Raw genomic sequence first — 21,049 nt, forward strand, 5'->3', positions numbered from 1 at the left:
ATCAGAACCTCGCCAGCCTTCGGGCCCTCAAGGTTCACTTCCATCACTTCCAATGGCTTCCCGGCTTCCAAAGCCACCGCCGCACGTGTCCGCATGTGCAGGCTCCTCCCAAAAACTTCGTATTCCACAATTCGCTCTGACGGCGATTGGTCAGAGTATGGGTTGATGCGACATTTTCGAACAACGCAGACAATGGTGGGTATTGGTCTGAATGGACATGTTCTTGAGGGTGCCACATAGTTCCTGACAGGGAGGACAGCATGATTAATTTCCGCGCAGGGCTTAGTGCCCTTTTATTGACCACAACGCTTGGACAGCCGGTGTTCGCGGCCGATTTCTCGGACCCGACATGGCCCTGTATCCAACGCAAGGTGGAACGTCTGTCCATCGGCCTGATGTGGCCCCACCCTGTGGAAGAGGCCAAGATAGAAGGCCCCACAGGCGAGGCGGTACGAGATTTAGCAGGGGCCCTGACCCTGCGCCGCGTATCGCTGGAAGAGGCCGAGGCCCGCATCGCTGAATTCGTAGGCGAACACGGCGCGGCCGAACCGCTGATCAGTCAGGTCTTTGTCCGCGTCTTCGATCAAGTGGCCCGCCGACGGTCGACCATTATGGATGGAATCGCGGATTTCTCGCTTGGCCAGATCGCCCAGTCGGAACGAATCGAAGAAGCACGGGTGGAATTCGACAGCCTTCTGAACGTCGAAAATCCTGACTACGACAAACTTGATTCGCTCGAAGAGCAGATCGATTGGGACGAACGCATCTACATCGACCGGCAGAAAAACCTGACCTACGTCTGCGAAACGCCGGTGCTTTTGGAAAAGCGTTTGTTCGCCATTGCGCAGATGTTGATGCAGGTGGTCGAGGACTAGGCGCTATTCCCATTCAAGCTCGGTAAAGGCAACCGTCGCATTGCGCGGGTTGTAGGCATCGAACAGCGTCCAGTGATCCCGTTCGCTTTCGGCGATCCGGGTCACGGCCTCGCCCATGTGCATGCCGTCATCAATCGCCTGTCGGGTGTCATGGGCCAGCACCTCCAGATACCGCTCCATATCCGCCGTCCCTTCGGGCCAGTCCAGAAGCGGCCCGCCGTGTCCGGGCAAAATACCGGTCGGGTTCAGATCGGCAAACTCGGCCAGCACCTTTTGCCAACCGCGCAACGACCCGTCCAGGGCAGGCGTGTGTTCGTGAAAAACCAGATCGCCGGTAAACAGCAGCCCTGTCAGATCGTCCTGAACCGTCAGGTCCGTGCCCGTGTGCGCCGCAGGCCAAGCGCGCAGCGCCAACTGACGCCCGCCCAGATCAAGAACCATCTCGTCTTCGACCACGACCGACGGCGCAATGATGTCACTGCCGATAAAGGCGCTGTCCCCCAAAAGGCCCGACAGGCTTTCCAGATAATTGTCGCGCCGATCCGCCAAGGCACGGGGCAGTTTCGCATGCCCCACCACTTCGCCCCCGGCCTCGGCCAGAACATTCGCGCCCAGCACATGGTCGGGGTGCATGTGTGTCAGGATCACATAACCAATCGGCAAATCCGTGCGCTGCCGGATCGCGCGCAACAGCGCCTCGCCCATCCAGCGCGCAGTGCCCGTGTCGATGACCGCAACCCACTCCTCGCCGATCACAAAGCCAAGGTTGGTCACATCCCCGCGGTTCACTCTATCGGGTTCCTCGATCAATCCGCGGTGCCAAAACACGCCGTCCCCGACCTCGCTCACCTTCAGCGCGGGGCCTTCCGGTTTGCACGTCAGCGCTGTCGCGGTCAGGCCCGACGGCGGGACATAATCCGGAACGGTACTCAAGGACGCCAGACAATCGGCCTGCTCTGCCGCCCGATGGTTGGGCAACAGCACATCCCGACAGATGTCCGGTTCCATCATCAGACACACAGTCACCACCGCTTCGAACATCTGCACCCTCCCCTTTCGGCCCAGCAAACATGGCCTGCACACCGATCTGTGAACCAGCGATACCATCCGCTGAATATCTTTCTGATCAATTTTATGGCATACCACAGCGATTGAACCGCCGTTTCGGAGGAGGAGACGGACATGAAAATGACTTATGCGGCCGCCCTGTTGTGCGCCCTTGCCAGCCCCTTGGCAGCAGAAGAGATCAAGAACCCCCTGACCGAAGGCGCCACATGGATCGACCTGCGCGGCGATGTGGTCGGCGACGCCCAGATCACTGAAAGCCAAACGCTTTTCACCGTGGATGCGCCATATCGCGCCCATGACGCGGCCACCGTGCCGATTGTCATCCATCAGGCCGACACCAGCGTTCCGATCACCGCCGCAACCGTGGTTGTCGATGAAAACCCCGCCCCTGTCGCGGGACGATTCGAATTCGGCCCGTCGATGGGTCCGATTGATTTCGAACTGCGGGTCCGTGTGAACCAATATTCCAACGTCCGCGTTCTGGCCGAAACGCCCGAAGGCTACGTGATGAACGGCCGCTACGTGAAGGCGTCGGGCGGATGTTCGGCCCCCGCGACCCGCGATCCGGAACTGGCGCTGGCCAGCATGGGCCAGATGAAACTGCGCCTGTTTGGCGATACGCCCGCCATGTCGCAGGCCCGCCGCGAAGCCCAGATCATGATCCGCCACCCGAACTACTCGGGCCTTCAGCGCGATCAGGTGACCCAGTTGTTTATCAACGCTCATTTCATCGACACGATCGAGGTCCGCCAAGGCGACGATCTGCTGTTCACGATGGAAGGCGGGATTTCGATCAGCGAAAACCCCGTGTTCCGGTTCTCGTACAATGACAACGGGTCCGAGACTCTGACCGTCCGCGCGACAGACACCGAAGGCAACATCTTCGAACGCGAACTGTCCAAAGTCGCAGAAAGCTAAAACGGGAAGGCGGTTCTACCGCCCCCCTGCCACATCCAGAATCGAACCTGTGCAATAGGACGCCTCGGCGCTGCACAGCCATGCGATGGCATTCGCCACCTCTTCGGCTGTCCCTGCCCGCCCGAGCGGTGCCGTTTTGCCCAAGCGTTCGGCGCGGTCCGGTTGGCCGCCGCTGGCGTGAATGTCTGTTTCAATCAAACCAGGCCGCACCCCGTTGACGCGAATACCGTCGGGGGCAAGCTCTTTGGACAACCCAAGCGTCATCGTGTCGATGGCCCCTTTGGTTGCGGCGTAATCCACGTATTCATTGGGCGACCCCAAACGCGCCGCCGCCGATGACAACAGAACAATGGCCGCGTCCTCGCCTGACTTATGCGCAGGCAAACGCCGTGCAGCTTCGCGGGCGAACAGGAATGCGCCCAGAACGTTGGTGTCGAACATGGTCCGCAGCCGCTCGATAGACATATCCGCCAGTCTCGAAGACGGCGCCACGACGCCCGCATTCACCACCACCGCATCCAACCCGCCAAAGGCACTGATCGTCTCATCATAGGCGCGCAGGACATCGGCCTCATTCGCGGTGTCACCCTGAATGGCGATGGCCTCGCTTCCCGCCGCATGGATATCGGCAACCGTTTGGTCCGCCGCCGCCTGATCCCCGCGATAGGTAAACGCCACGCGCCAACCCTGCCCCGCCATCACCAAACCCGTCGCACGCCCGATGCCCCGCGAGCCGCCACTGATAAGAACTGTCTTCTGCATGGGATGCCCCCTTACGTTTGACCCCGTCTTGCAATCAGTACGTCTTTTAACCCCGAAGGAAAGAGCTCTGGCCCGCCGTCCACATCCAAACGCGCAAGGTCGAACCATTCCGCCCAACAGGTCATGCCGTTGTCTTCCTGAAAACTGATCCGCGTCGCACCCGCATAGGCCCCTTCAGGAAACCCCACATCAAAAAGCGCCAGCACCTCGTGGCCGACACTGCCTTCGTGGGTGTAAAGGTTTTCCATGAAAACAGGCGGCCCGAGGATGTCGATCGTAAGGCCCAGCTCTTCCTGAAACTCGCGGATCAGGGCGGCCTGTGCTGTCTCTCCGAATTCGACCGTGCCACCCAAGGGCCGCACGCCTTTGACGTGGCCCGTATCGTCATGCACACGTGCTAGCGAATGGCGGGCGTCCGGACAATCGGGTTCAGAAACAGATGATCTCGGCCTCGGCCTGTGCGCGGCGCAGGTCGGCGACCAGATTATTGGCGGCGACCGCGCTATTGAACACGGCCATACGTTCACCACCGGTCAGCCGCATGGACAGAACCGTCTCGGCCTCGACGTATTTGTCGTAGGGCAGGATTTGCGCGATCTGGTCGATAGAACAGGAACACTGCTCCAGCACCTGACGGCTTTGCCCGTTGGTGGCCATGCAGGCGAACACATAGTCCGCCCGCGCCGCCGTGGGATAGTCGTTCAACCGTTCCGCAACCGTCTGGGCCTGCGCGGCCCCGCCGATCATCGCCAGCAAAACCGCCAGACGTTTCATTGCGCGGTCTCCAGTTCCTTGAACGTGATCTGCGACAGGTAGATCCACGCATCCTCATGCTTGGCATCGGGGGCTGCGGCGGTCAGGCTCAGGTACCAGCCGGGCACCTCGTCGGACATCTGAACAATCAGTTCCAGATCGCCAAAGCCCATCATCCGGTCCGCATTCGGATCACCGTCAAAGGGATGGATTTTCACCGTCGTGATCGGGATCGTCTTGCCGTCAAATTCGGCCTCGCCCGTGGTGATATCGGCAGGCTGAATCAGCGAGTCTTTCACACGGTTGCGGATGTAGAATGGACTGCCGCCGGAAATCTCGGCCATGTCCCGTACGACCGTTTCATAAAAGTACATGATCATCGGGTTGCCGACGCTGGCGGGGAACGATCCAAGGTTCCGCTTTTGCCCGCCGAACTGGGTGAATTCCAGACGCGCAACAGGTTTATCCGCCGGGGTGATCGTCAGGGCAATATCGCCCGTGTCCCGCTTGGATATCTCGGGCTTCACAGGGTTGCCCGACGACCGGCTGTAGACCAGTTCCGCACCTTCGGGGATATCGTCCAGCGTGCCGTTCTTAAACAGCACATCATAGGTTTCGTTTCCCGATCCCTCTGCCGCCGACACAGCCGGAGCAGCAATCGCCAACGCGCATAACGTCGCCAGAATTCTTAGCATTATTTGAGTCCTCCCGAGGTCAGAGCCTATTGACTGTAAACCCTGTGTCAGGCGCTACTTTTGTATCACTCACCGGCATAGACCGCCTTCATGCCAGCCCCGCTGCGGTTTTGTGGCCGCGTTTTCCAATCGATCAGCGGACGCAGGCGCGACAGCTGGACGGGTTTGGTCAGAACGGTAAAGCCCATCTGCGCCCCGGTGCGCACCAGATCGGGGCTTCGGTCGGCGGTGATCATGATGGCGGGAACCTTGGTTTTCGTCTCGGACCGCACCTGACGGATCGCGTTCACGCCGGTATCGCCGTTGTCCAACTGGTAATCCGCCAGAATGATATCCGGCGGCATGCCGATATCGCGGATCAACCCCAGCGCCTCTTCGGTCGAAGCCGCAGGCAAAACGCTCGCCCCCCACAGTTCCAGCTTCTGCGTCGTGGCGAACAACACGTCTTCGTCGTTTTCCACCACCAGCACGATCAGATCCATATCCGCTTCGTTGGCACCTGCTGGCGCAAGGTAGGTCGTGGGTTCCTGAGGCTGACCTTTGACCAGATCCATCTCGATGGAAAAGATCGACCCGACCCCGCGTTTCGACCGTACAGATACCTTGTGCCCCAGATGGCGACAGGTCCGGTCCACGATAGACAGACCAAGCCCCATCCCCGACCCGATCGGCACGTTGTCAGCCCGTGTGAATTCGTCGAAAATCCGTTTCTGATCCTTGGGGCTGATGCCGATGCCGGTATCCCAGACCTCAAGCACGATCTTGTCGCCCCTGCGCCGACAGCCCAGCAACACCCGCCCGCCTTCGGGCGTGTACTGGATCGCGTTCACCACAAGGTTCTGGATCGACCGCATCAGATACCGTTGATCAGACCGCACCAGCGCACTGACCGGCACCACATCCAGCTGTACCTTCTTGCGGGCTGCCAAAGGCGCCTGATCCTCGACCACGCCCTGCATCAACGTGCCCAGACAGACATCGGACGGCGTCAGCGCCGTGTCGGTGGAATCCAGTCGCGAGATATCCAGAAGCGCGTGCAGCAGTTCCTCGATCGAGGTGAAAGACCCCTGCAAACGATCCACCGTGCCGGACACGGGGTTATCCTTGGTGGTTTCCTTCAGGGTCGAAATTAGCAGCTTGGCCGCATTGATCGGCTGCAACAGATCGTGGCTCGCCGCCGCAAGGAACCGTGTCTTGGACGACACCGCCGCTTCGGCCCGTTCCTTGGCCAGACGCAGTTCCTCTTCGACCCGCGCTTGGGCCTCGTATTGCGCGGTCAGGCGTTTGTTGGCCTGTGTCAGTTCCAGCGTCCGTTCGTCGACGCGCTTTTCCAGCATCTCGGTCGCGCGGCTTTCCAGCGTGACGTCCTTCAGTTCCACTAGAAAACCCTGATCCGGCAACACATGCGCATGCAGGTCCAGAACCCGCCCGCCCGCGTGGCGGATGCGGCGGCGCAACCGCCCTTGATGGGCCAGACGTTCGCGCCACAGGTTCACGTTAAGCGCGGCACTGTCCAGAACCAGCGCATTGACGCTGATGAAATCCAGCACCTGCTGCAGCCCTGTCCCCTTTTGCAGCAACGTGTAGGGCAGGCCCAGCAACTCGCGGAACCGCGTGTTGTGCATCATCACCTCGCCGTCCTGCGAAAAGGTGCAGATGCCCGCCGACATGTTTTCGAACACGGCCTGTAGATACAGCGCCTGTTTGTCGATGAGGTTTTCCTTTTCCGACCGGTTCTGCCGGACAATGCCGGTGATCTCGGTTTGCAGGATCACGATGTTGTCCGAAGACGTGCGCTGCATGTTGATCTGGAACCAACGGTCTTCGGTCAGTTCGATCACGAAAGACAGAACCATCGCCCCCACAGGGCCGCGCTGAGCTTCGGTCAAGGACGTCGACATGCGCCCGTCGGTGCTGACCAGATAGCGGCTGTTGCGAAGCGCGTCGAAATACAGCTCGATCTCTAATCCCGGGGCCAACTGGCGGCTCAGGTCAGGCAGAAGCGTGCGGAACAGATCGTTGCAGACCTCAAGCTTGCCATCGGTGAACAGGGCAAAGCCACCCTCCATCGACGCCAAAGCATCGGTCAGGCTTTTGCGGGTCCGTTCCCGATCATAGCGGACGGATTCAAGCTCGTTTGTGGTGCGTTCCAGATCGCGGGTCTTGGCCCAGATCTGTCCCTGCAACGCAATCGCCGACTGAAACGCGCTATAGGCCGTGCTGCCGATCTCGTGCTGGCGGTTGGCGCGGCGCACCAGTGCCTCGATGATCTTGGCCTGTTTCTGAACCTGAAGGTTCAGCGGATCGTCCGGATTGATCATCAATGCAAATCCCTCCGTGACGGCTGAAAGAAGGCGACGCCCACAAAGGTCTGGTTCACATGCACCCCTCGGTGCTGTTCGCCATAGGTGTTAAAGCCCACGACCCGCCGTTTCCGAAACACGTCCGAAATCTCATCCGACATCTGCTTCTGTTCGATCTCAAGCTTGCGCAGCACACAGTCGAACCCGAGGATAAAGTCCGGCGCGCGGCCCATCTCATCCTGAACGTCCAGTTCCGTATCCAGCGTGCGGACGATTTCCTTGCCGCGTCCAAGCGTCATGATCAGACCGTCGTCGATAGCACACAGGAATGACAGCGCATGGGGCGATACCGCCCCGTGAATGGCCCGCACGTGATAGCTCATGTTCTGACGCACCAAGAGAGGGTTTTCAGCAAACACCTCGGGCGACAGGTCTTCGACATCGCGACCCACAAGGCGGGCATATTCCTGCGCCGCAGGCGCGCCGTTGATTTCCAGAACAAGCCGTTCTTCCGGCTCGGCCTCGGTCACGACCAGTTGCTTTTCGGTGGGCAGAAAATGGTGAAAGCCCAAGCCCTCGAACCGCAGGTCGGTTTCCAGCAACAAAAGCAGCGCGGCGTTTGACCGGAACTTGCCGTCATGCAGCACAAAGGTCTGTTCGAAATGCAGCCCGTTGCCCGCCGATCCGCCAAAGATCGGCACATTGACCAGCGCCGTTTCCAGCGTGGACACCAGCACGTCTTCCTGTTTCGACAGCCCATCGGCAAAGACCAACGCCAGCCGGTCCCACCCAGCCGTGCGCTGGAAATGCGAGGCATGTTTTTGAACATCCCGCGCGATGGTTTTGATCGACAGTGGTTTCAACGGTTCGATCAGCAAAGACGCGCAGCGGAAATGTTTCCGCGAAAACGAAATCGCCAAAAGCGCCTCGGTCTCGTAGCCCTTGGGGGTGATCTGCCCTGCCGTGGTACAGCCGAATACCGGCACGCTGCCCAGATGGGCATTCAGCGCTGTTTCCAATTCCTGCACATCCAGACGGTCGGGCAGGAACACCAGCACAAAACAGCTGTCCTGCAAATCGATCTGGCTGGCAATTTCCGCAACCGCGGCGTCCGCATCCAATTCATAGGACACGGAGACACCGACAAAAGGTGATCCGCTTGTGTCCAGCACCTTGCCCTGCCCTTACCGGCTCAGGAAGACTTGGGACTCGGGATCGCCCGCCACCGCTTCTGCCATGGATGCCTCGACCAGAACCGCCGCCTGCGTCCGGTTCTGTACCCCCAACCGGCGCAACAGCGCGGTGATGTGGGCTTTGACCGTCGCTTCCGCAAGGTTCAGCTCATATGCAATCTGTTTGTTCGGCTTGCCCGCACAGATCAGCTTCATGATCCGCGCCTGCTGCGGCGTCAGTTCGGAAATCTTCGACTGATCCTTACGGCACATCTCGTCGGATGCGGGCGCCGCTGCGGCTGTCTGATAGCTTTTGGGCACAAACTTGCGCCCCGTGCTCACGTCAAACAACGCCGATTTCAGAACCTGCGCCGAGGCATCCTTTGGCAGGAAACCCGCCGCGCCCTTTTCCATCAGGGCCGCCACAATCTCGACCGACGTCAGCGACGAGATGACCAGAATAGGCGTATCCGGCACACGGTCGCGCAGGCTTTCAAAGCCCGAAATACCGTTCACATCCGGCAATTTCAGATCGAACATCACCAGATCAGGGACAAAGCCCTTATCCAGCAAACTCAGTGTGTCGCCCAAAGTCTGACGTGCCTCGATCGTGCAGTTCGGAAAAACCAACCGCAACGCTGCCGATAGTGCATCGCTATACAAGGGGTGATCATCGACAATCACAACAGACCGGATACGTCCCGGAGCCTGTTCCAGATTTTCATGCTTCATTTCCCCAATCCTCCCAGAAGCGAGACTACAGTCCGAATCGGTGCTGTGGCAACAACGGCTTAGTCAGAATCTTTAAAACGCGGAAACCGGCGCATCCCGAAGGCTGCGCCGGTTCCTCACCAGGGTTCTCTTACTTCAGCGCACCCGACGTTTTTGCCACATGCGTCGCAATCGCATCCATCAGCGGTGGCGACAGGCAATCGTAGGGCTCCAGCCCCAGCTCTTTCAGACGCGCGCGAATGTCCCCCATCCGTTCGGGCGCGACCCCGGATTCAATAATCGACGACACAAAGGCCGCGAATTCTGGCGCGGACCAACCCGACGCCGAGCTCAGTTCGGTATGAACAAAATCCAGACCGTGGAACGGGTGGCCTGTGTTTTCGATCCGGCCATACATGTGAACACCGCAGTCCTTACAGGCATGACGCTGGATCGCCGCCGCTTCGTCAACAATGGCCAGCTTGTCGGCGTTTTCTGTGACGGTGACGTTGTCACGTCCCACAACGGCGATCTGGCTGAAAACCGCGCCCGCGGGCTTCCAGCACTTTGTGCAACCGCAAACGTGGTTGTGCGCGGTTTGCGCCGACACTTCTACAACCACCGGGTTCGAGGAACATTTACATTTCAGCGTACCACCCGCGAAATTCGCGGACCCTGCCGGAATGCCGTTATCTACACTGGGGTGAATTTTGATATGCGTATATTGCGGAGCAGCGGATGCAGAAGAATCCCCCCCTCCGAAAAGGTTGGATAGAAATCCCATTTCAGACGTCCTCCCTAAGGACACGAGTTAAGTCGTGATTTTTATTTTTAGTGGTGACAGCCTGCGCGCCCTTTAGGATTCGGGCAATTCAACCAATAGTATCGACTTTAGTGCAATACTCGGCTCTGGTTTTCACTCTAAGCGGCGCTCAGAAACCTGCGGACAAATCCCTCTGGCACCTGTCCGCCATATCCTTCGGAAAACAGCAGATCATCCAGTTCGGACAGCCGCGCTTGCCTGTTTGCCCCCGCCCCGTCGCGCCGGATCAGGGCCTGTGCGGCACGGCGCAATGCCACGCCGTCGCCCGCGCGTTCGGCCCGTTTCAGATCGCGCACAAGCGGGTCGAACATGGGCCAACGCTGGATTGCGTCGGGGCTAAACCGCCGTCCCATCAGCATCACCACCAGACCAAGCGCGGCCCCCACCCCGAAGACCGCCATAACCGGCAGACTTCCCAGACGCGCAGGTTCCGCGACCACCGGCGGTGCATCCAATTCGCTTTCCAGATAGGCTACACGTTGCGGCGAAATCACCGCCTTGCGCGGCACACGGTTCACCGTGTCGAAATAATCGAATTCGATCGGTTCCAGAATGGCCGAGGTCGTGTTCGTGGGCCTGATCGTCCAACGCCAGAAGGCCACCGACACAGGGCCATAAGGGGACAATTCGACAATGCGTTTTTCCGGATGTGGAAAGATCATCGCAGACGGTGATTTCAGCTCTGGCATCGGCGGGATCATATCGGGGCCAACGCCGATCGCTTCGACCCTGATTATGCGCAAAACGCCTTCGCCTTCGACCAGTTGATCGGGCGAGTTTGACCAGTTGTCACCAACCTCCAACCGGCGCACAGGAAACCACCAACCGCCATCGGGCACTTCGGGGGCCTGTTCGACCTTGATGGTGAAAGGTTCAGACTGGATGTCATGGGCGAACCAATCATCGCCTTCATCGGTCAGCGTCAGATGATGGATGAACGGCCCTATCTCGATCTCGCCGGCGCGATCAGGATACAGCGCCATGCGCCGTTTGAATTTCTTGACCTTCTTTCCGGCCTCGGTGTCGTCGTACCAGAAATCCGCGCCCAACTGCATCCAGTTGAAGCCCGACAGATCAGGCTGCTCCAGCTTTTCCAAGGTGATGTGCCGCCGGTACACGCCTTCGATGGTGATCAGGATCATCTCTTGGGTGTAGGGCGTGACCTCGGCGTTTTCGACGGTCACGGTCAGTTCCGCATCGGTCGGCAAAACCGTGCTGGATTGCGCAAAGGCAACCGAAGTCCAGAACAACCAAGCGATCAGCCATCTCATCGCGGGTCCTCCGGATTGGGCGGTGTTAGACCCGCTTTGTGGCGGCGTTTGTATTCGTGTTTGATCCGCTCTTTCAGGTAGGCGCCCGGCACGTCCTCAAGCGTGGCCAACCAGCGGTCATTGGCCACGACAAACTTGTCATCAAACACCCGCCGCACGCCCGATGTTTCGGCCCATGTCGTCAGTTCCGGCAGGCCGAACAAGGTGCCCGCGTTCGTCGTGTCGGTCCCCTGCCCCGCGGCCCGCGCACTGCCTTGCGCCACAGGCCCGCGCACCTCGGGCCCGTCTTTGTCGCGCGTCGTCACCCATGACAGCGGCGCATCCGCGTCGACCGCCAGACCGGCATAGTAGGCAGACACCAGATCAAAATTGGTCGAGGCATCTGCATGCCCGCGCATCCGGTCTATATCAAAGGCCTCAAGCGCGGCGGCGTGATTGCCGCGATGCACCTCGGCATTCCCCAAGTTGAAGAACGCCCGCGCCTCGCGGAAGGACGCGGCGGCACTATCCATATCGCCCGCCCGATACTGCGCCACGCCGCGCCAATAGGGGTCTTGAAACACCTGCGCAGCAACCCCGTGCAGACCCACAGACATCAGCACACGCCCGAACGGCTGCGCCCCGCCGATCAACACCGCAGCGCCCGTGCAAAGTACCGTCAGGATCAGCAACACCCGCGCCATCACGTCACCGCCCTTCGCCGGAACAACAACATCGCGGGGATCAGCACCAACACCAGCAACCAGCGCCCGTAGTCTGACCAGAACAGCAGCGGATAATCCTGCTGCTCCAACCTTTCCCGCGCCGAAGTGCGCATCCAGTCTGACAGCGCATCGGTCTGATCCAGGGTAAACACCCGCCCCCCGCCGATCTGCACAAGTGTCTCGATTCCAGCCGTAGGCGCCTCAAGCGAGATCACCGACAGCCGCGCGCCACGGGCGGCAATCGCCTCCGCCTCGGCAAAAGCGCGCGGCGTCAGGCCTGCGCCATCGGTCATCATGATCACATCGCCCGCCAGTATCTCGGCCTCTTGCTGAATACGCCGCGCCAGCGCCAGTCCCCGTTCAGGCCGCGATCCCGGATCAGGCATCGTATCGCGATCCACCACCGACAGCGTCTGCCCCAACTGCCGTACATCACCGGTGATATCCGTCGCCACATAGGCATCGCCCCCGTAGACAACCAACCCCGCAGGCCGCGACCCGAGCGACGCAATCCCGAACCGCCCCATGGTCAGCATCTGCGGCCAGCGCGGGCTATCGACGACCGACGATGACGCATCGAGCACAAACACCACCCCGTCCAGATTGCGAAACGCCACCGCATCGCGCCGTTCCATTGCCGGCCCCGCCAAGGCGACGATCAACAACACCGCGCCGATGGTCGCCCCTTTGGCAACCCGCCCGCCATGCCCCGCATCAACGCGGCCCATCGCGCCCAAGGCCTGCATCAGCTGCGGATCAACGACGGCCTCCCAATCGCCCGCACCCCCGCGACGACGCGCCATCACCCAGACCAGCACCGCCAACGGCATCAATGCCAGCAACCACCAAGGGCGCAGCAGGGTGATATCCGACAGCCCGATCACGCCTCTTGCCTCCAGACAATAATCAGGGACAACATCAGCGCAATCGCGGCAGGATAGAGCCAGAATTCACGGAACACCTCGGCCGCCAGACCGTCGCTGTCATTCGCCTCAAGCTTATCCAAAGCGTCCGCAACAGCGACCAGATCCTCGGTCGTTTTCACGCGGAAACTGGTGCCGCCAGACAGGTCCGAAATCGCGCGCAGCGTGGCCGCGTCCACAACCCCGCGCTCGCCCTCTTCCGCTGTGGTCAAATCCTTGGGCCCCATGGCGATGGTGTGCACCCGCACCCCCAGCTTCGCCGCCAGTTCTGCTACCCCCCTCGGGTTCGTAGCACCTGCGTTGCTGACCCCGTCTGACAGCAGGATCACCACCTTGGTCGCCGCGTCGCTTTGCGCCATGCGCTTCAACGCCAACCCCAGGGCATCCGATACATTCGTTGCCCGCCCCGAAATGCCGATGACGGCGGTTTCGATCCGGCGGGCGATGGCCTCGGTGTCATAGGAAAACGGCGCGGCGTAATAGGCGTCAGACCCGAAGACAATCAGCGCCACACGGTCGCCCCCACGGCCACGGGCGAAATCCGCACCAACACGCTGCACTGCCTCAAGCCGCGTGATCTGTTCGCCGTCCAGATAGAAATCATCGCGCACCATCGACCCCGACAAATCCAGCGCAATCGCCAGATCCCGACCCGACACCTTTAGCGCCGGAATAGGCTCTAATTTCCGTGGGCCGGTCAGTGCCAGAACCAGCAAAACCCAGATCACCCAAGGCAGGCTGCGCGACACCCTCCGCGCCATGCTGCCGCCCTGCCCGCCTTGCGCCAGCAATGCCGTGCCCACCGTGTCAGGAACAGCCAAGGCCGCGCCCCGTTCCACCCGCACCGGCAGGAACCGCATCAGGATCAGGGGCAGCGGCAACAGGATCAGCGCCCAGGGTGTGGCCAGTTCAAGCATGATCGCGCAACTCCTGCTCGATCACGTCGGGCGCAGGGATACCGCCCTTTTGATAAATCCGCTGTGACAGAGCCTGATATCGCGCAGGCGACACGTCTTTCAGCAGGTGCAACAGCGCCACTTGCTGCGCATCAGATGGCAGCTCACGCGCGGCGATCACACGGTCATTCAACGTCACGGGTCGCTCTCGTTTGGGCCGCATGGAAAAGGCGCGCAAAATACCCCCGATGATCAGCGCCAGACCCAACCCCATCGCCAAGGCCGCCAGCATCTGGGCAATACCCCCACCCGCAATCTCGGGCGGCAGGTGGATGTCGCGCAGCCCCTGCAACAACGCCTCTTGGCTGATGGCCCTGTCCGCCATGCCCTAAGCCCCCCGATCCGGCGGGAAGGCCGCAGCGATCAACCGCGCGGTGGCGTCAGGGGTCTGACCCGCATCGATGGTCAAAACCGGCTGGCCTGCGATCTGGTCAGAAACAGTCTCTGATTTCGCCCCACGCACCGTCGCGCGGGTCCGTGTGCCGTCGCTCAGAACGATGGGATAGGAACCGTCCGGCAGGCTCTGTGCCGCCTGATCCACCACCCGCAAACAGCGCAGGCTGCGGCGTTCGGACAGTTCATCAATCCGGTCCTGAAACCCCGCACCCAGACTGTCATAACCGGACGCCAGAATAATTTCGGACCCGCGCGGTGAAATACGTTCCAACCGCGCAAGGCCCGTGGCCAGATCGGGGTCGTGCCTAACCCCCGACAGGGCCAATTCCAAAGCGGCATCATGGGCGCGGATCATGCCGCCGATGACATCCAGCATTCCGCGCGCGCGTCCACGGGCCGGAACCACAGCGGGCTCCCCTGCCCCAAGCGCCAGCAAACCCACGCGACCGCCCTCTTCCACAATGCGCCAGCCGACCAACGCCAAAGCCTCGGCCGCGGCGACAGACCGGAAGGCGCGCCGCGTGCCCCACAACATCGAAGGCCGAAAATCGGCAACAAGGATCGACACGCGATCCCGTTCTTCCTGAAACCGTCGCACATGTAGGGTGCCCGTCCGTGCCGTCGTGCCGCGATCCAGATGGCGGATATCATCGCCCGCCACATATTCGCGCACGTCCGCCACATCCTGCCCGTGGCCTTTGCGTTTCGTCACGAATCCGCCCGGAAGCGCGGCCAGCGGGATATCCAGCGTTTTCATCAATGCCGCGCGGCGCAGCCCGATCAGCGCCTCGGCCCGAAGCGCAACGCCGGGGGCCTGAAGCGCATCGCTCACAGCGGTTCAACCTGTTTCAGAACATCCGCAATCAGCGCCCGCGCGGTCCGCCCCTCGGCCACCGCGCGCCACGTCAACACGATCCGGTGCGCCAGCGCGTCACTTGCCACCGCCTCCACATCCTCGGGCAGCGCATGGTCGCGCCCATGCAGATACGCCCGCGCCTTGGCCGCCGCCGCAAGCGCCAGCGTGCCACGCGGCGACACGGCATGTTCGATCTCATCCTTGAACGGCGCCACCCGCGTCGCCGTCACAAGGCGCACGATGTAGTCCTTCAACGCAGGCGACAAATGCACCGCCATCGCCTGTTTCCGCGCTTCAAGAACCTCGGCCAACGGCACCGGTTCAGGGTGGGTCACACCCGACACGGATTCCGCCTCGACCAGATCAAGGATACGCCGTTCGGTATCCGGATCAGGCAGGGTTAGAACCACATGCATCAGGAAGCGGTCCAACTGCGCCTCGGGCAGCGGGAAGGTACCGTCATGTTCAATCGGGTTCTGCGTGGCAACCACCAGAAACGGGTCCGGCAGTGGGTGCGTTTCATTGCCCGCCGTCACCTGCCCTTCGGCCATAGCCTCAAGCAAGGCCGACTGCACCTTGGGCGGCGCGCGGTTGATTTCGTCGACCAGAACAAGGTTGTGAAACACCGGCCCTTTGACAAACTCGAAGGTCCCGTCCTGCGGCCGATAGACAGGCGTCCCCGTCAGATCCGCCGGCATCAGATCAGGCGTACACTGGATCCGCGCAAACGTTCCTTCCATCGCCTCAGCCAGCCATTTCACCGCCCGCGTCTTGGCCAAGCCCGGCGCACCTTCGACCAACAGATGCCCGCCAGCCAGCACCCCGATCAACAGCCGTTCGACAAGAACCTGATGCCCGACCAGCCCGTCTTCCAGATGCGCGGCAAGGCGACCGACGCCCACCGGCGCGGCCTTTATCGTCTGGTCCATGGTTCCTCCCTTCGTGCGAAGTGCGCACGTTTATCCGGAAAGCCTAGCGGCAATCCCGAAACCCACAAACACCGCAGAAGGTATTAGCAATCACAATCAGTCGAACGGCCCGCGGCATTCAGGGTCCAGAATGGCCTGAAACCGCCCGTCCGCGACAACCCGTTCAGCGCGCTGCCAAAGATCGTCGTAGCGCGCATCGATGAAATCCAGAAACGCGTCTTCGTTCGTCTGCTGAACTGGCGCATCTGCCACGGCATGCAACATGAACACATCAAACGGACACAGCCCGCGCGGGTTCGACCGAACCAAGGCCTCCATGAACGGCTCTGAATCCCACGGCAGATAGCGCAGATCGACGGGGTATTCCTCAAGCTTCGACACAAAGGCCGCCTCGCGATCGAAATGCAGGATATCCATGCCAAAGGTGAAGGACTGGAACAGTTCCTCGATCAGGATCGAGCGGTAGAAATCCCGCTCCATATCGGTCAGCTCGTCATGACGGGGCTGTTTGACCATCACATGGGTGCCCTGCCCCTTACGGCCGAAAAACGTCTGCGCCATCGCGGGCGATCCCGCTGAATACTGCCGCCCCTGCGGCAGGCCGAAGTCGTGGATCTCGTTCATCCACATCAAATCGTCCGTCAAAGCAGAGCCTGGAGGTCTGCCGGAATAGAGACGAATAACCACCGTCCGCCCTGCCCCGCATTGCCGTGCTGACACACCGGCGTATCGCATGGGCAACGGCTTGCCCGTGACCTCGGCCACCAAGGTCCGGAATGCGTTCAGGCTGGCGCGGGTTTCCAGATGCGGTCGCTCGCCCACCAGACAGATCGATGCCCCCAACAATGTCTGCCCGTTGATCCGCACAGGGATCGACATATCGCGCCCGATCATCGTGGTGCGCAGCTGATAGATCCAGCCTTTGCGGGCGATATCCAAGAACGCCGCACGGTCCGGCGTGGCCCAGGACAGGCCCGAAAGACATGTCAGAATGAACGCCAGAAAGGCGGTGCGCAGAACCATCTTGGACCCTCCTTTCGCCACGAACTAGCGCGCAGGTCTTGATGCGTCCAATAACGGTTAAGTTGCGCCCCGACTTAGCCTTCAGGAAACAGCACGGCGACGCGGGACACATCCACATCAAGGCTACGCACCGCCCGTTCGATTTTCCGCAGAAGATGCGTTTGCACATAAGACGCGTGGAACCGTGACGGGGCCATCAGCATCATCACCTCGCCGCGTGTGTCGTGATGGGTCAGCGGCGCAATCCATGCGCCATAGCTTTGCGGATCATCCCCGTGCAGCATCCCTGCCGCCAGCGCCCACGGATCCCCCGAGGACACATCCGGCGCAGGAACCTGTTTGGCGCCGGGAAAGGCGACGATGGCCCCCTGCCCTGTCGCGGGCTGCGGCGCTTCTGTTTCCAAAGAAAGCCGCGCTTCGAAATCCGGCCCGACATTGGCCCATGCCACACGGGTGTCATCCAGTATCCGGTCCAGCATCATCCGGTAGGTCGTGATCCGTCCACGGGCCCCTGCCCGTTTCACTTCGATCCAGCCCATCGCCTTCAGCTTGGCCATCTCGCGTTTGACGGTTCGTTCGTCCACACACCACAGCCGTGCCATCTCGACCCGACCAACAATCAGTTCGTCGTTGCGCCAGTTGTAGCGTGCTGTGATCAGGGTCATCAGCCGCAACGTCAGTCGTTGTGCGGATTTGTCCTGAGACAACGCAAGCGCACCAAGGGCGGTAAGTATGTCGTATTTCCGTGATGCCGCATTGCGACCCACGGGATGGGTGACGGCCATCTGCTCGGTCCTCGTTTCCTGTCGGGACTATGATTGTCCCGTTGCTGCCTCAGTTCGTTTTCTGCGGTTCTATGCCACTTTGTCGGTCTTCATACCGCATTGAGATGAAAACTCAACGCTTATCGCCAACTTGATCTGATTTGCGTCCGGAAGTTCGATTCTGTCAAGCGTTTTGCCATCTGGGATCAAACCCTAACCAAATTTTTAAAAAGAAAATTGGTATTATTGGTATAGGGGGACATCCAGTGTGTCCCCTTATTTGGCCAAAATGTCCCCCTAAATGTGGATTTTGCCCCAAACCTGTCCCCAAAATATTGGTTCAGTTTCAAGACCCTCCTGCCCCCCATCTCTCCGAATCGCCAGAATCGGTTGAAAGCAGAAATCCTTCGGGAAAAAGGCCGAAAAAACCTGTCTTTTATACAATATTGGGTTTTGCCAAATTCCGCAAATCATCGTAAATTCCGTTTTATAAAGAAATAGCGTCCCCAAAAAAGGTGGAAATGTGAGTTATACACACGAAGATCTGGCAGAGTTGCAGGCAAAGTCACTTAAGATGCAGGGTCACATCCGGCGTCAAACCTTCTCACCCGAGATGGAGAAAAGCCTTCGGAGGTTCTCAAGCTGGGAAGTGTCCGAGCTTATCTTTAAGGTGAACCAGTCCACATTCCGTGGCCGTCTGGCCGCTGACCCCTCCCTCCCCTCTGGCGAGGTTGAGGAAGACGGTCGTCAGCGTTGGTACACTCTGGACGAAATCAACGAGATCCGTCGCCGCATGAAAGTGAACCGCCGGTCGCTCATGCCGAAACGTCCTGCCAATAAGCGCGCCTTCCGCGCCGCGATCGCCAACTTCAAAGGTGGCGCGGGCAAGTCGACTGTCGCTTTGCATTTCGCGCACGCCGCTGCCCTTGATGGTTACCGCGTTCTGGTCGTCGACTTTGACCCGCAGGCAACGCTGTCCCATTCCATGGGTCTGAACGATGTGGCCGAAGACTATACAGTCTGGGGCATCATGGCCCGCGACCTGATCCGCGAAACCGACCGGATGAACAGCGCTTCTGTTGCGGCGGAATCCGGCGTACAGCTTCCGACCCGCAAACTGCCGGACTCGATCCGTGACATGGGTCTGGGTGAGCTTCGGAACACCGACTTCATCAAGCCCACAGCCTGGAGCGCGATTGATATCGTGCCCTCTTGCGCCAACGCGGCCTTCGTCGAATTCGCCTCGGCCCAGTACCGTCACCTGAACCCCGAATGGTCGTTCTTCGCCGCCGTGTCCCGCTACTTGGACAGCATCCCGGCCGACGCCTATGACCTCGTGATCTTCGACTGTCCGCCGGCAATCGGCTACCAAAGCATGAACGCAGTGTTCGCCGCCGACATGCTTTATATACCCTCCGGCCCCGGCTACTGGGAATACGACTCAACCACCTCCTTCATCGGCCAGCTGGCCGAAGCCCTTGAAGACCTCTCCCACGGGTTCCCCGCGGGGAACCTCAAGCTGCCGAAGGTCTTTACGGACATCCGTTTCCTGATGACACGGTATGAACCTGGCAACGATCTGCACCGTGCGATGTTTGATGCTTTCAGAAAGGTTTTCGAGGGTCACGTCGCCGAACACCCGATCGAGATGACGCGGGCGGTTGAACAGTCGGGGCGCTTCCTGTCTTCGGTCTACGAGATCGACTACCGGGATATGACGCGGGAAACGTGGCGCCGTGCGCGCGCAACGTTCGATCAGGCGTATGAAGAGTTCCGCGACACCATCCTGAAAGCATGGGATCAGTTGGAGGATGAGGCATGAGCAAGAAGCGTAGAGTTTTCGATATCGACCTGCCTGTCGACGACACGCCGCCCGCTGCTGCGCCCTCGCGCGATACGAAGGCGGATGCGCGGCGTGGGCCTATGGCGGCGGCGGTGCGGGAAACGGCCGAGTCGTTAAATTCCCGTGCAGAGATCGAACAGAAAATCCGTGAGGAAAACGACCGTCTTGCGCATGAGCATGTGCGGCTGAAAAAGGCGGGGCTGATCACCGATCTGGTGCCGCTTGGCAAGATCCGCGTCAGTAAGCTGATCCGTGACCGTCTGAGTGAAGGCGATGATCTGACCGAGTTGAAAGAGTCGATCCGCGCGATTGGTCTGTCGAACCCGATCCAGCTGGAAGAAGCCGATGACGGATATTTCGAACTGGTGCAGGGTTTCCGCCGTCTGAGCGCGTGGCGCGAGATGAAGGACGAAACCGGCGATGCGGAAAAGTGGGGCCATATCCCCGCAACGATCATTGCCAAGGGCGAGGCGCTGGAGCGTTTGTATCGCCGCATGGTCGACGAGAACCTTGTGCGCCGAGATATTTCCTTTGGTGAAATGGCCGTCCTTGCGCGGGACTATGCGCATGATCCCGAGACCGAAGCGAAGGACGTCGATGAGGCGGTTTCGGTTCTGTATGAATCCGCCAACAAACAGAAGCGCAGCTATGTCCGCGCCTTTGCGAAACTGCTGGAGTATCTGCAGGGCGCCGTTCTGTACCCGCAGATCATTCCGCGTGCTTTGGGGCTGGAGCTGCGTAAGCTGATCGAAGAGGGCTTGGTTCTGCCCGAGACAGTGATTGCGCGCATCAAGGCGGTTCCTGCACCCAGATCACCGGAGGACGAACTGGCGGTTCTGCAGAGCTTTGTCAGTGCCGCGAAACCCGCTGCACCAAAGCCCACGAAAGAACAGAAGCCGCGCGTTGCGAAAACCACGTTCCGGCTTGAGCGGAGCAGGGGTGCGGCCAAGGTGACGGCGTCGCAAGGTCGGTTGGAAGTTCTGCTGGATTGCGACTTCTCTGCCAAGGATCGCCATGCGCTGGAACAAGCGCTGGCAGAGTTTCTGACTAAGTTGGAAGAGTAGCGTTCCCCGCGGGGAACCATTGTTAACCCGTCTGTGGGTGGAGCGAGTGAGGGGCCGAAGGGCCCCTTTTTCTTTGGCCGCTATAGAGACTGATATCCGACGTAATAGAGTCTATGTCAGCTGTTGGAGAGGGCAGAGCGAAGCGCCAACAGAGTTGGGCTTTGTTAGAGACTGTTTTGTGATAGGATAGAGCCTAATCTAGCACGAAAAAGGCCGCAGAAGCGATTCTGCGGCATCGGT

General features: G+C 60.2%; 22 protein-coding genes. 4 read left to right on the plus strand and 18 right to left on the minus strand.

Translation table 11 applies throughout. The annotated features are described in order from the left end of the window. Window positions 1–260: 260 nt before the first annotated feature. Complete coding sequence (locus C4S59_RS17080; protein WP_103911604.1) at window positions 261–875, plus strand: hypothetical protein; 615 nt, start codon at window positions 261–263, stop codon at window positions 873–875. Window positions 876–878: 3 nt separating this feature from the next. Here C4S59_RS17080 and C4S59_RS17085 read toward each other — a convergent pair whose 3' ends face one another. Beyond that, window positions 879–1,916 (minus strand): quinoprotein relay system zinc metallohydrolase 2, encoded by a 1,038-nt coding sequence (locus tag C4S59_RS17085; RefSeq protein ID WP_103911605.1) that lies wholly within the window; start codon window positions 1,914–1,916, stop codon window positions 879–881. Between the two features lie 141 nt (window positions 1,917–2,057). Here C4S59_RS17085 and C4S59_RS17090 point away from each other — a divergent pair, with 141 nt between their 5' ends. After that, window positions 2,058–2,861, plus strand: coding sequence for a quinoprotein dehydrogenase-associated SoxYZ-like carrier (locus C4S59_RS17090; RefSeq protein WP_103911606.1), 804 nt, complete (start codon window positions 2,058–2,060; stop codon window positions 2,859–2,861). Between the two features lie 15 nt (window positions 2,862–2,876). On the opposite strand, the gene C4S59_RS17095 is transcribed toward C4S59_RS17090, so the two are convergent. From C4S59_RS17095 to C4S59_RS17175, 17 genes are all read right to left on the minus strand, one after another. Beyond that, window positions 2,877–3,623, minus strand: a complete 747-nt coding sequence (locus C4S59_RS17095; protein WP_103911607.1) for an SDR family oxidoreductase — start codon at window positions 3,621–3,623, stop codon at window positions 2,877–2,879. Window positions 3,624–3,634: 11 nt separating this feature from the next. Further along, a complete protein-coding gene (locus tag C4S59_RS17100) occupies window positions 3,635–4,015 on the minus strand; it encodes an NUDIX hydrolase (protein ID WP_200813243.1) in 381 nt (126 codons plus the stop codon). A 37-nt stretch (window positions 4,016–4,052) separates the two neighbouring features. Then, window positions 4,053–4,397, minus strand: a complete 345-nt coding sequence (locus C4S59_RS17105) for a hypothetical protein (RefSeq protein WP_103911608.1) — start codon at window positions 4,395–4,397, stop codon at window positions 4,053–4,055. After that, window positions 4,394–5,071, minus strand: coding sequence for a hypothetical protein (locus C4S59_RS17110; RefSeq protein ID WP_103911609.1), 678 nt, complete (start codon window positions 5,069–5,071; stop codon window positions 4,394–4,396). The genes C4S59_RS17105 and C4S59_RS17110 overlap by 4 nt, the downstream gene beginning before the upstream one ends. A 65-nt stretch (window positions 5,072–5,136) precedes the next feature. After that, window positions 5,137–7,392 carry a hybrid sensor histidine kinase/response regulator gene (locus C4S59_RS17115; protein ID WP_103911610.1) on the minus strand — a complete coding sequence of 752 codons (2,256 nt, stop codon included), beginning with the start codon at window positions 7,390–7,392 and terminating at the stop codon, window positions 5,137–5,139. After that, complete coding sequence (locus C4S59_RS17120) at window positions 7,392–8,546, minus strand: FIST N-terminal domain-containing protein (protein WP_327346786.1); 1,155 nt, start codon at window positions 8,544–8,546, stop codon at window positions 7,392–7,394. The genes C4S59_RS17115 and C4S59_RS17120 overlap by 1 nt, the downstream gene beginning before the upstream one ends. A gap of 12 nt (window positions 8,547–8,558) precedes the next feature. Beyond that, on the minus strand, window positions 8,559–9,278 hold the full coding sequence (locus C4S59_RS17125; protein ID WP_103911611.1) for a LuxR C-terminal-related transcriptional regulator: 720 nt from the start codon (window positions 9,276–9,278) through the stop codon (window positions 8,559–8,561). 130 nt (window positions 9,279–9,408) lie between these two features. Continuing rightward, window positions 9,409–10,041: an S-(hydroxymethyl)glutathione synthase gene (gene gfa / locus C4S59_RS17130; protein ID WP_103911612.1), complete on the minus strand. Its 633-nt coding sequence runs from the start codon at window positions 10,039–10,041 to the stop codon at window positions 9,409–9,411. A gap of 137 nt (window positions 10,042–10,178) precedes the next feature. Then, complete coding sequence (locus tag C4S59_RS17135; protein ID WP_103911613.1) at window positions 10,179–11,351, minus strand: BatD family protein; 1,173 nt, start codon at window positions 11,349–11,351, stop codon at window positions 10,179–10,181. Further along, window positions 11,348–12,034 (minus strand): tetratricopeptide repeat protein, encoded by a 687-nt coding sequence (locus C4S59_RS17140; RefSeq protein WP_234994814.1) that lies wholly within the window; start codon window positions 12,032–12,034, stop codon window positions 11,348–11,350. Before C4S59_RS17140 ends, C4S59_RS17135 begins: the two co-directional genes overlap by 4 nt. Then, on the minus strand, window positions 12,034–12,939 hold the full coding sequence (locus C4S59_RS17145; protein WP_234994815.1) for a vWA domain-containing protein: 906 nt from the start codon (window positions 12,937–12,939) through the stop codon (window positions 12,034–12,036). Before C4S59_RS17145 ends, C4S59_RS17140 begins: the two co-directional genes overlap by 1 nt. Beyond that, the gene (locus tag C4S59_RS17150) at window positions 12,936–13,895 is read right to left on the minus strand and encodes a VWA domain-containing protein (RefSeq protein WP_103911614.1); all 960 of its coding nucleotides are present in this window, start codon (window positions 13,893–13,895) and stop codon (window positions 12,936–12,938) included. Before C4S59_RS17150 ends, C4S59_RS17145 begins: the two co-directional genes overlap by 4 nt. Then, on the minus strand, window positions 13,888–14,259 hold the full coding sequence (locus C4S59_RS17155) for a hypothetical protein (RefSeq protein WP_103911615.1): 372 nt from the start codon (window positions 14,257–14,259) through the stop codon (window positions 13,888–13,890). The genes C4S59_RS17150 and C4S59_RS17155 overlap by 8 nt, the downstream gene beginning before the upstream one ends. Window positions 14,260–14,262: 3 nt before the next feature. Beyond that, window positions 14,263–15,162, minus strand: coding sequence for a DUF58 domain-containing protein (locus C4S59_RS17160; protein ID WP_103911616.1), 900 nt, complete (start codon window positions 15,160–15,162; stop codon window positions 14,263–14,265). Continuing rightward, the gene (locus tag C4S59_RS17165) at window positions 15,159–16,115 is read right to left on the minus strand and encodes an AAA family ATPase (RefSeq protein ID WP_103911617.1); all 957 of its coding nucleotides are present in this window, start codon (window positions 16,113–16,115) and stop codon (window positions 15,159–15,161) included. The genes C4S59_RS17160 and C4S59_RS17165 overlap by 4 nt, the downstream gene beginning before the upstream one ends. A gap of 96 nt (window positions 16,116–16,211) precedes the next feature. After that, window positions 16,212–17,138 (minus strand): hypothetical protein, encoded by a 927-nt coding sequence (locus C4S59_RS17170; RefSeq protein ID WP_103911618.1) that lies wholly within the window; start codon window positions 17,136–17,138, stop codon window positions 16,212–16,214. 74 nt (window positions 17,139–17,212) lie between these two features. Continuing rightward, window positions 17,213–17,923, minus strand: coding sequence for a DnaA N-terminal domain-containing protein (locus C4S59_RS17175; protein WP_103911619.1), 711 nt, complete (start codon window positions 17,921–17,923; stop codon window positions 17,213–17,215). A 553-nt stretch (window positions 17,924–18,476) separates the two neighbouring features. Between C4S59_RS17175 and C4S59_RS17180 the strand changes: the two genes are divergently transcribed. Further along, window positions 18,477–19,724 carry an AAA family ATPase gene (locus C4S59_RS17180; protein ID WP_103911769.1) on the plus strand — a complete coding sequence of 416 codons (1,248 nt, stop codon included), beginning with the start codon at window positions 18,477–18,479 and terminating at the stop codon, window positions 19,722–19,724. Further along, a complete protein-coding gene (locus C4S59_RS17185) occupies window positions 19,721–20,809 on the plus strand; it encodes a ParB/RepB/Spo0J family partition protein (protein WP_103911620.1) in 1,089 nt (362 codons plus the stop codon). Before C4S59_RS17180 ends, C4S59_RS17185 begins: the two co-directional genes overlap by 4 nt. Window positions 20,810–21,049 lie beyond the last annotated feature (240 nt).

The sequence above is a fragment of the Thalassococcus halodurans genome, from assembly GCF_900108225.1.
GTDB classification, from domain to species: domain Bacteria; phylum Pseudomonadota; class Alphaproteobacteria; order Rhodobacterales; family Rhodobacteraceae; genus Thalassococcus; species Thalassococcus halodurans.

Excerpts from the sequence above, each read along its gene's own strand:
- C4S59_RS17080 (WP_103911604.1), top strand. The coding sequence starts at position 261 with ATGATTAATTTCCGCGCAGGGCTTAGTGCCCTTTTATTGACCACAACG.
- C4S59_RS17085 (WP_103911605.1), bottom strand. The coding sequence starts at position 1,916 with ATGTTCGAAGCGGTGGTGACTGTGTGTCTGATGATGGAACCGGACATC.
- C4S59_RS17090 (WP_103911606.1), top strand. The coding sequence starts at position 2,058 with ATGAAAATGACTTATGCGGCCGCCCTGTTGTGCGCCCTTGCCAGCCCC.
- C4S59_RS17095 (WP_103911607.1), bottom strand. The coding sequence starts at position 3,623 with ATGCAGAAGACAGTTCTTATCAGTGGCGGCTCGCGGGGCATCGGGCGT.
- C4S59_RS17105 (WP_103911608.1), bottom strand. The coding sequence starts at position 4,397 with ATGAAACGTCTGGCGGTTTTGCTGGCGATGATCGGCGGGGCCGCGCAG.
- C4S59_RS17110 (WP_103911609.1), bottom strand. The coding sequence starts at position 5,071 with ATGCTAAGAATTCTGGCGACGTTATGCGCGTTGGCGATTGCTGCTCCG.
- C4S59_RS17115 (WP_103911610.1), bottom strand. The coding sequence starts at position 7,392 with ATGATCAATCCGGACGATCCGCTGAACCTTCAGGTTCAGAAACAGGCC.
- C4S59_RS17125 (WP_103911611.1), bottom strand. The coding sequence starts at position 9,278 with ATGAAGCATGAAAATCTGGAACAGGCTCCGGGACGTATCCGGTCTGTT.
- gfa (WP_103911612.1), bottom strand. The coding sequence starts at position 10,041 with ATGGGATTTCTATCCAACCTTTTCGGAGGGGGGGATTCTTCTGCATCC.
- C4S59_RS17135 (WP_103911613.1), bottom strand. The coding sequence starts at position 11,351 with ATGAGATGGCTGATCGCTTGGTTGTTCTGGACTTCGGTTGCCTTTGCG.
- C4S59_RS17140 (WP_234994814.1), bottom strand. The coding sequence starts at position 12,034 with ATGGCGCGGGTGTTGCTGATCCTGACGGTACTTTGCACGGGCGCTGCG.
- C4S59_RS17150 (WP_103911614.1), bottom strand. The coding sequence starts at position 13,895 with ATGCTTGAACTGGCCACACCCTGGGCGCTGATCCTGTTGCCGCTGCCC.
- C4S59_RS17155 (WP_103911615.1), bottom strand. The coding sequence starts at position 14,259 with ATGGCGGACAGGGCCATCAGCCAAGAGGCGTTGTTGCAGGGGCTGCGC.
- C4S59_RS17165 (WP_103911617.1), bottom strand. The coding sequence starts at position 16,115 with ATGGACCAGACGATAAAGGCCGCGCCGGTGGGCGTCGGTCGCCTTGCC.
- C4S59_RS17170 (WP_103911618.1), bottom strand. The coding sequence starts at position 17,138 with ATGGTTCTGCGCACCGCCTTTCTGGCGTTCATTCTGACATGTCTTTCG.
- C4S59_RS17175 (WP_103911619.1), bottom strand. The coding sequence starts at position 17,923 with ATGGCCGTCACCCATCCCGTGGGTCGCAATGCGGCATCACGGAAATAC.
- C4S59_RS17180 (WP_103911769.1), top strand. The coding sequence starts at position 18,477 with ATGCAGGGTCACATCCGGCGTCAAACCTTCTCACCCGAGATGGAGAAA.
- C4S59_RS17185 (WP_103911620.1), top strand. The coding sequence starts at position 19,721 with ATGAGCAAGAAGCGTAGAGTTTTCGATATCGACCTGCCTGTCGACGAC.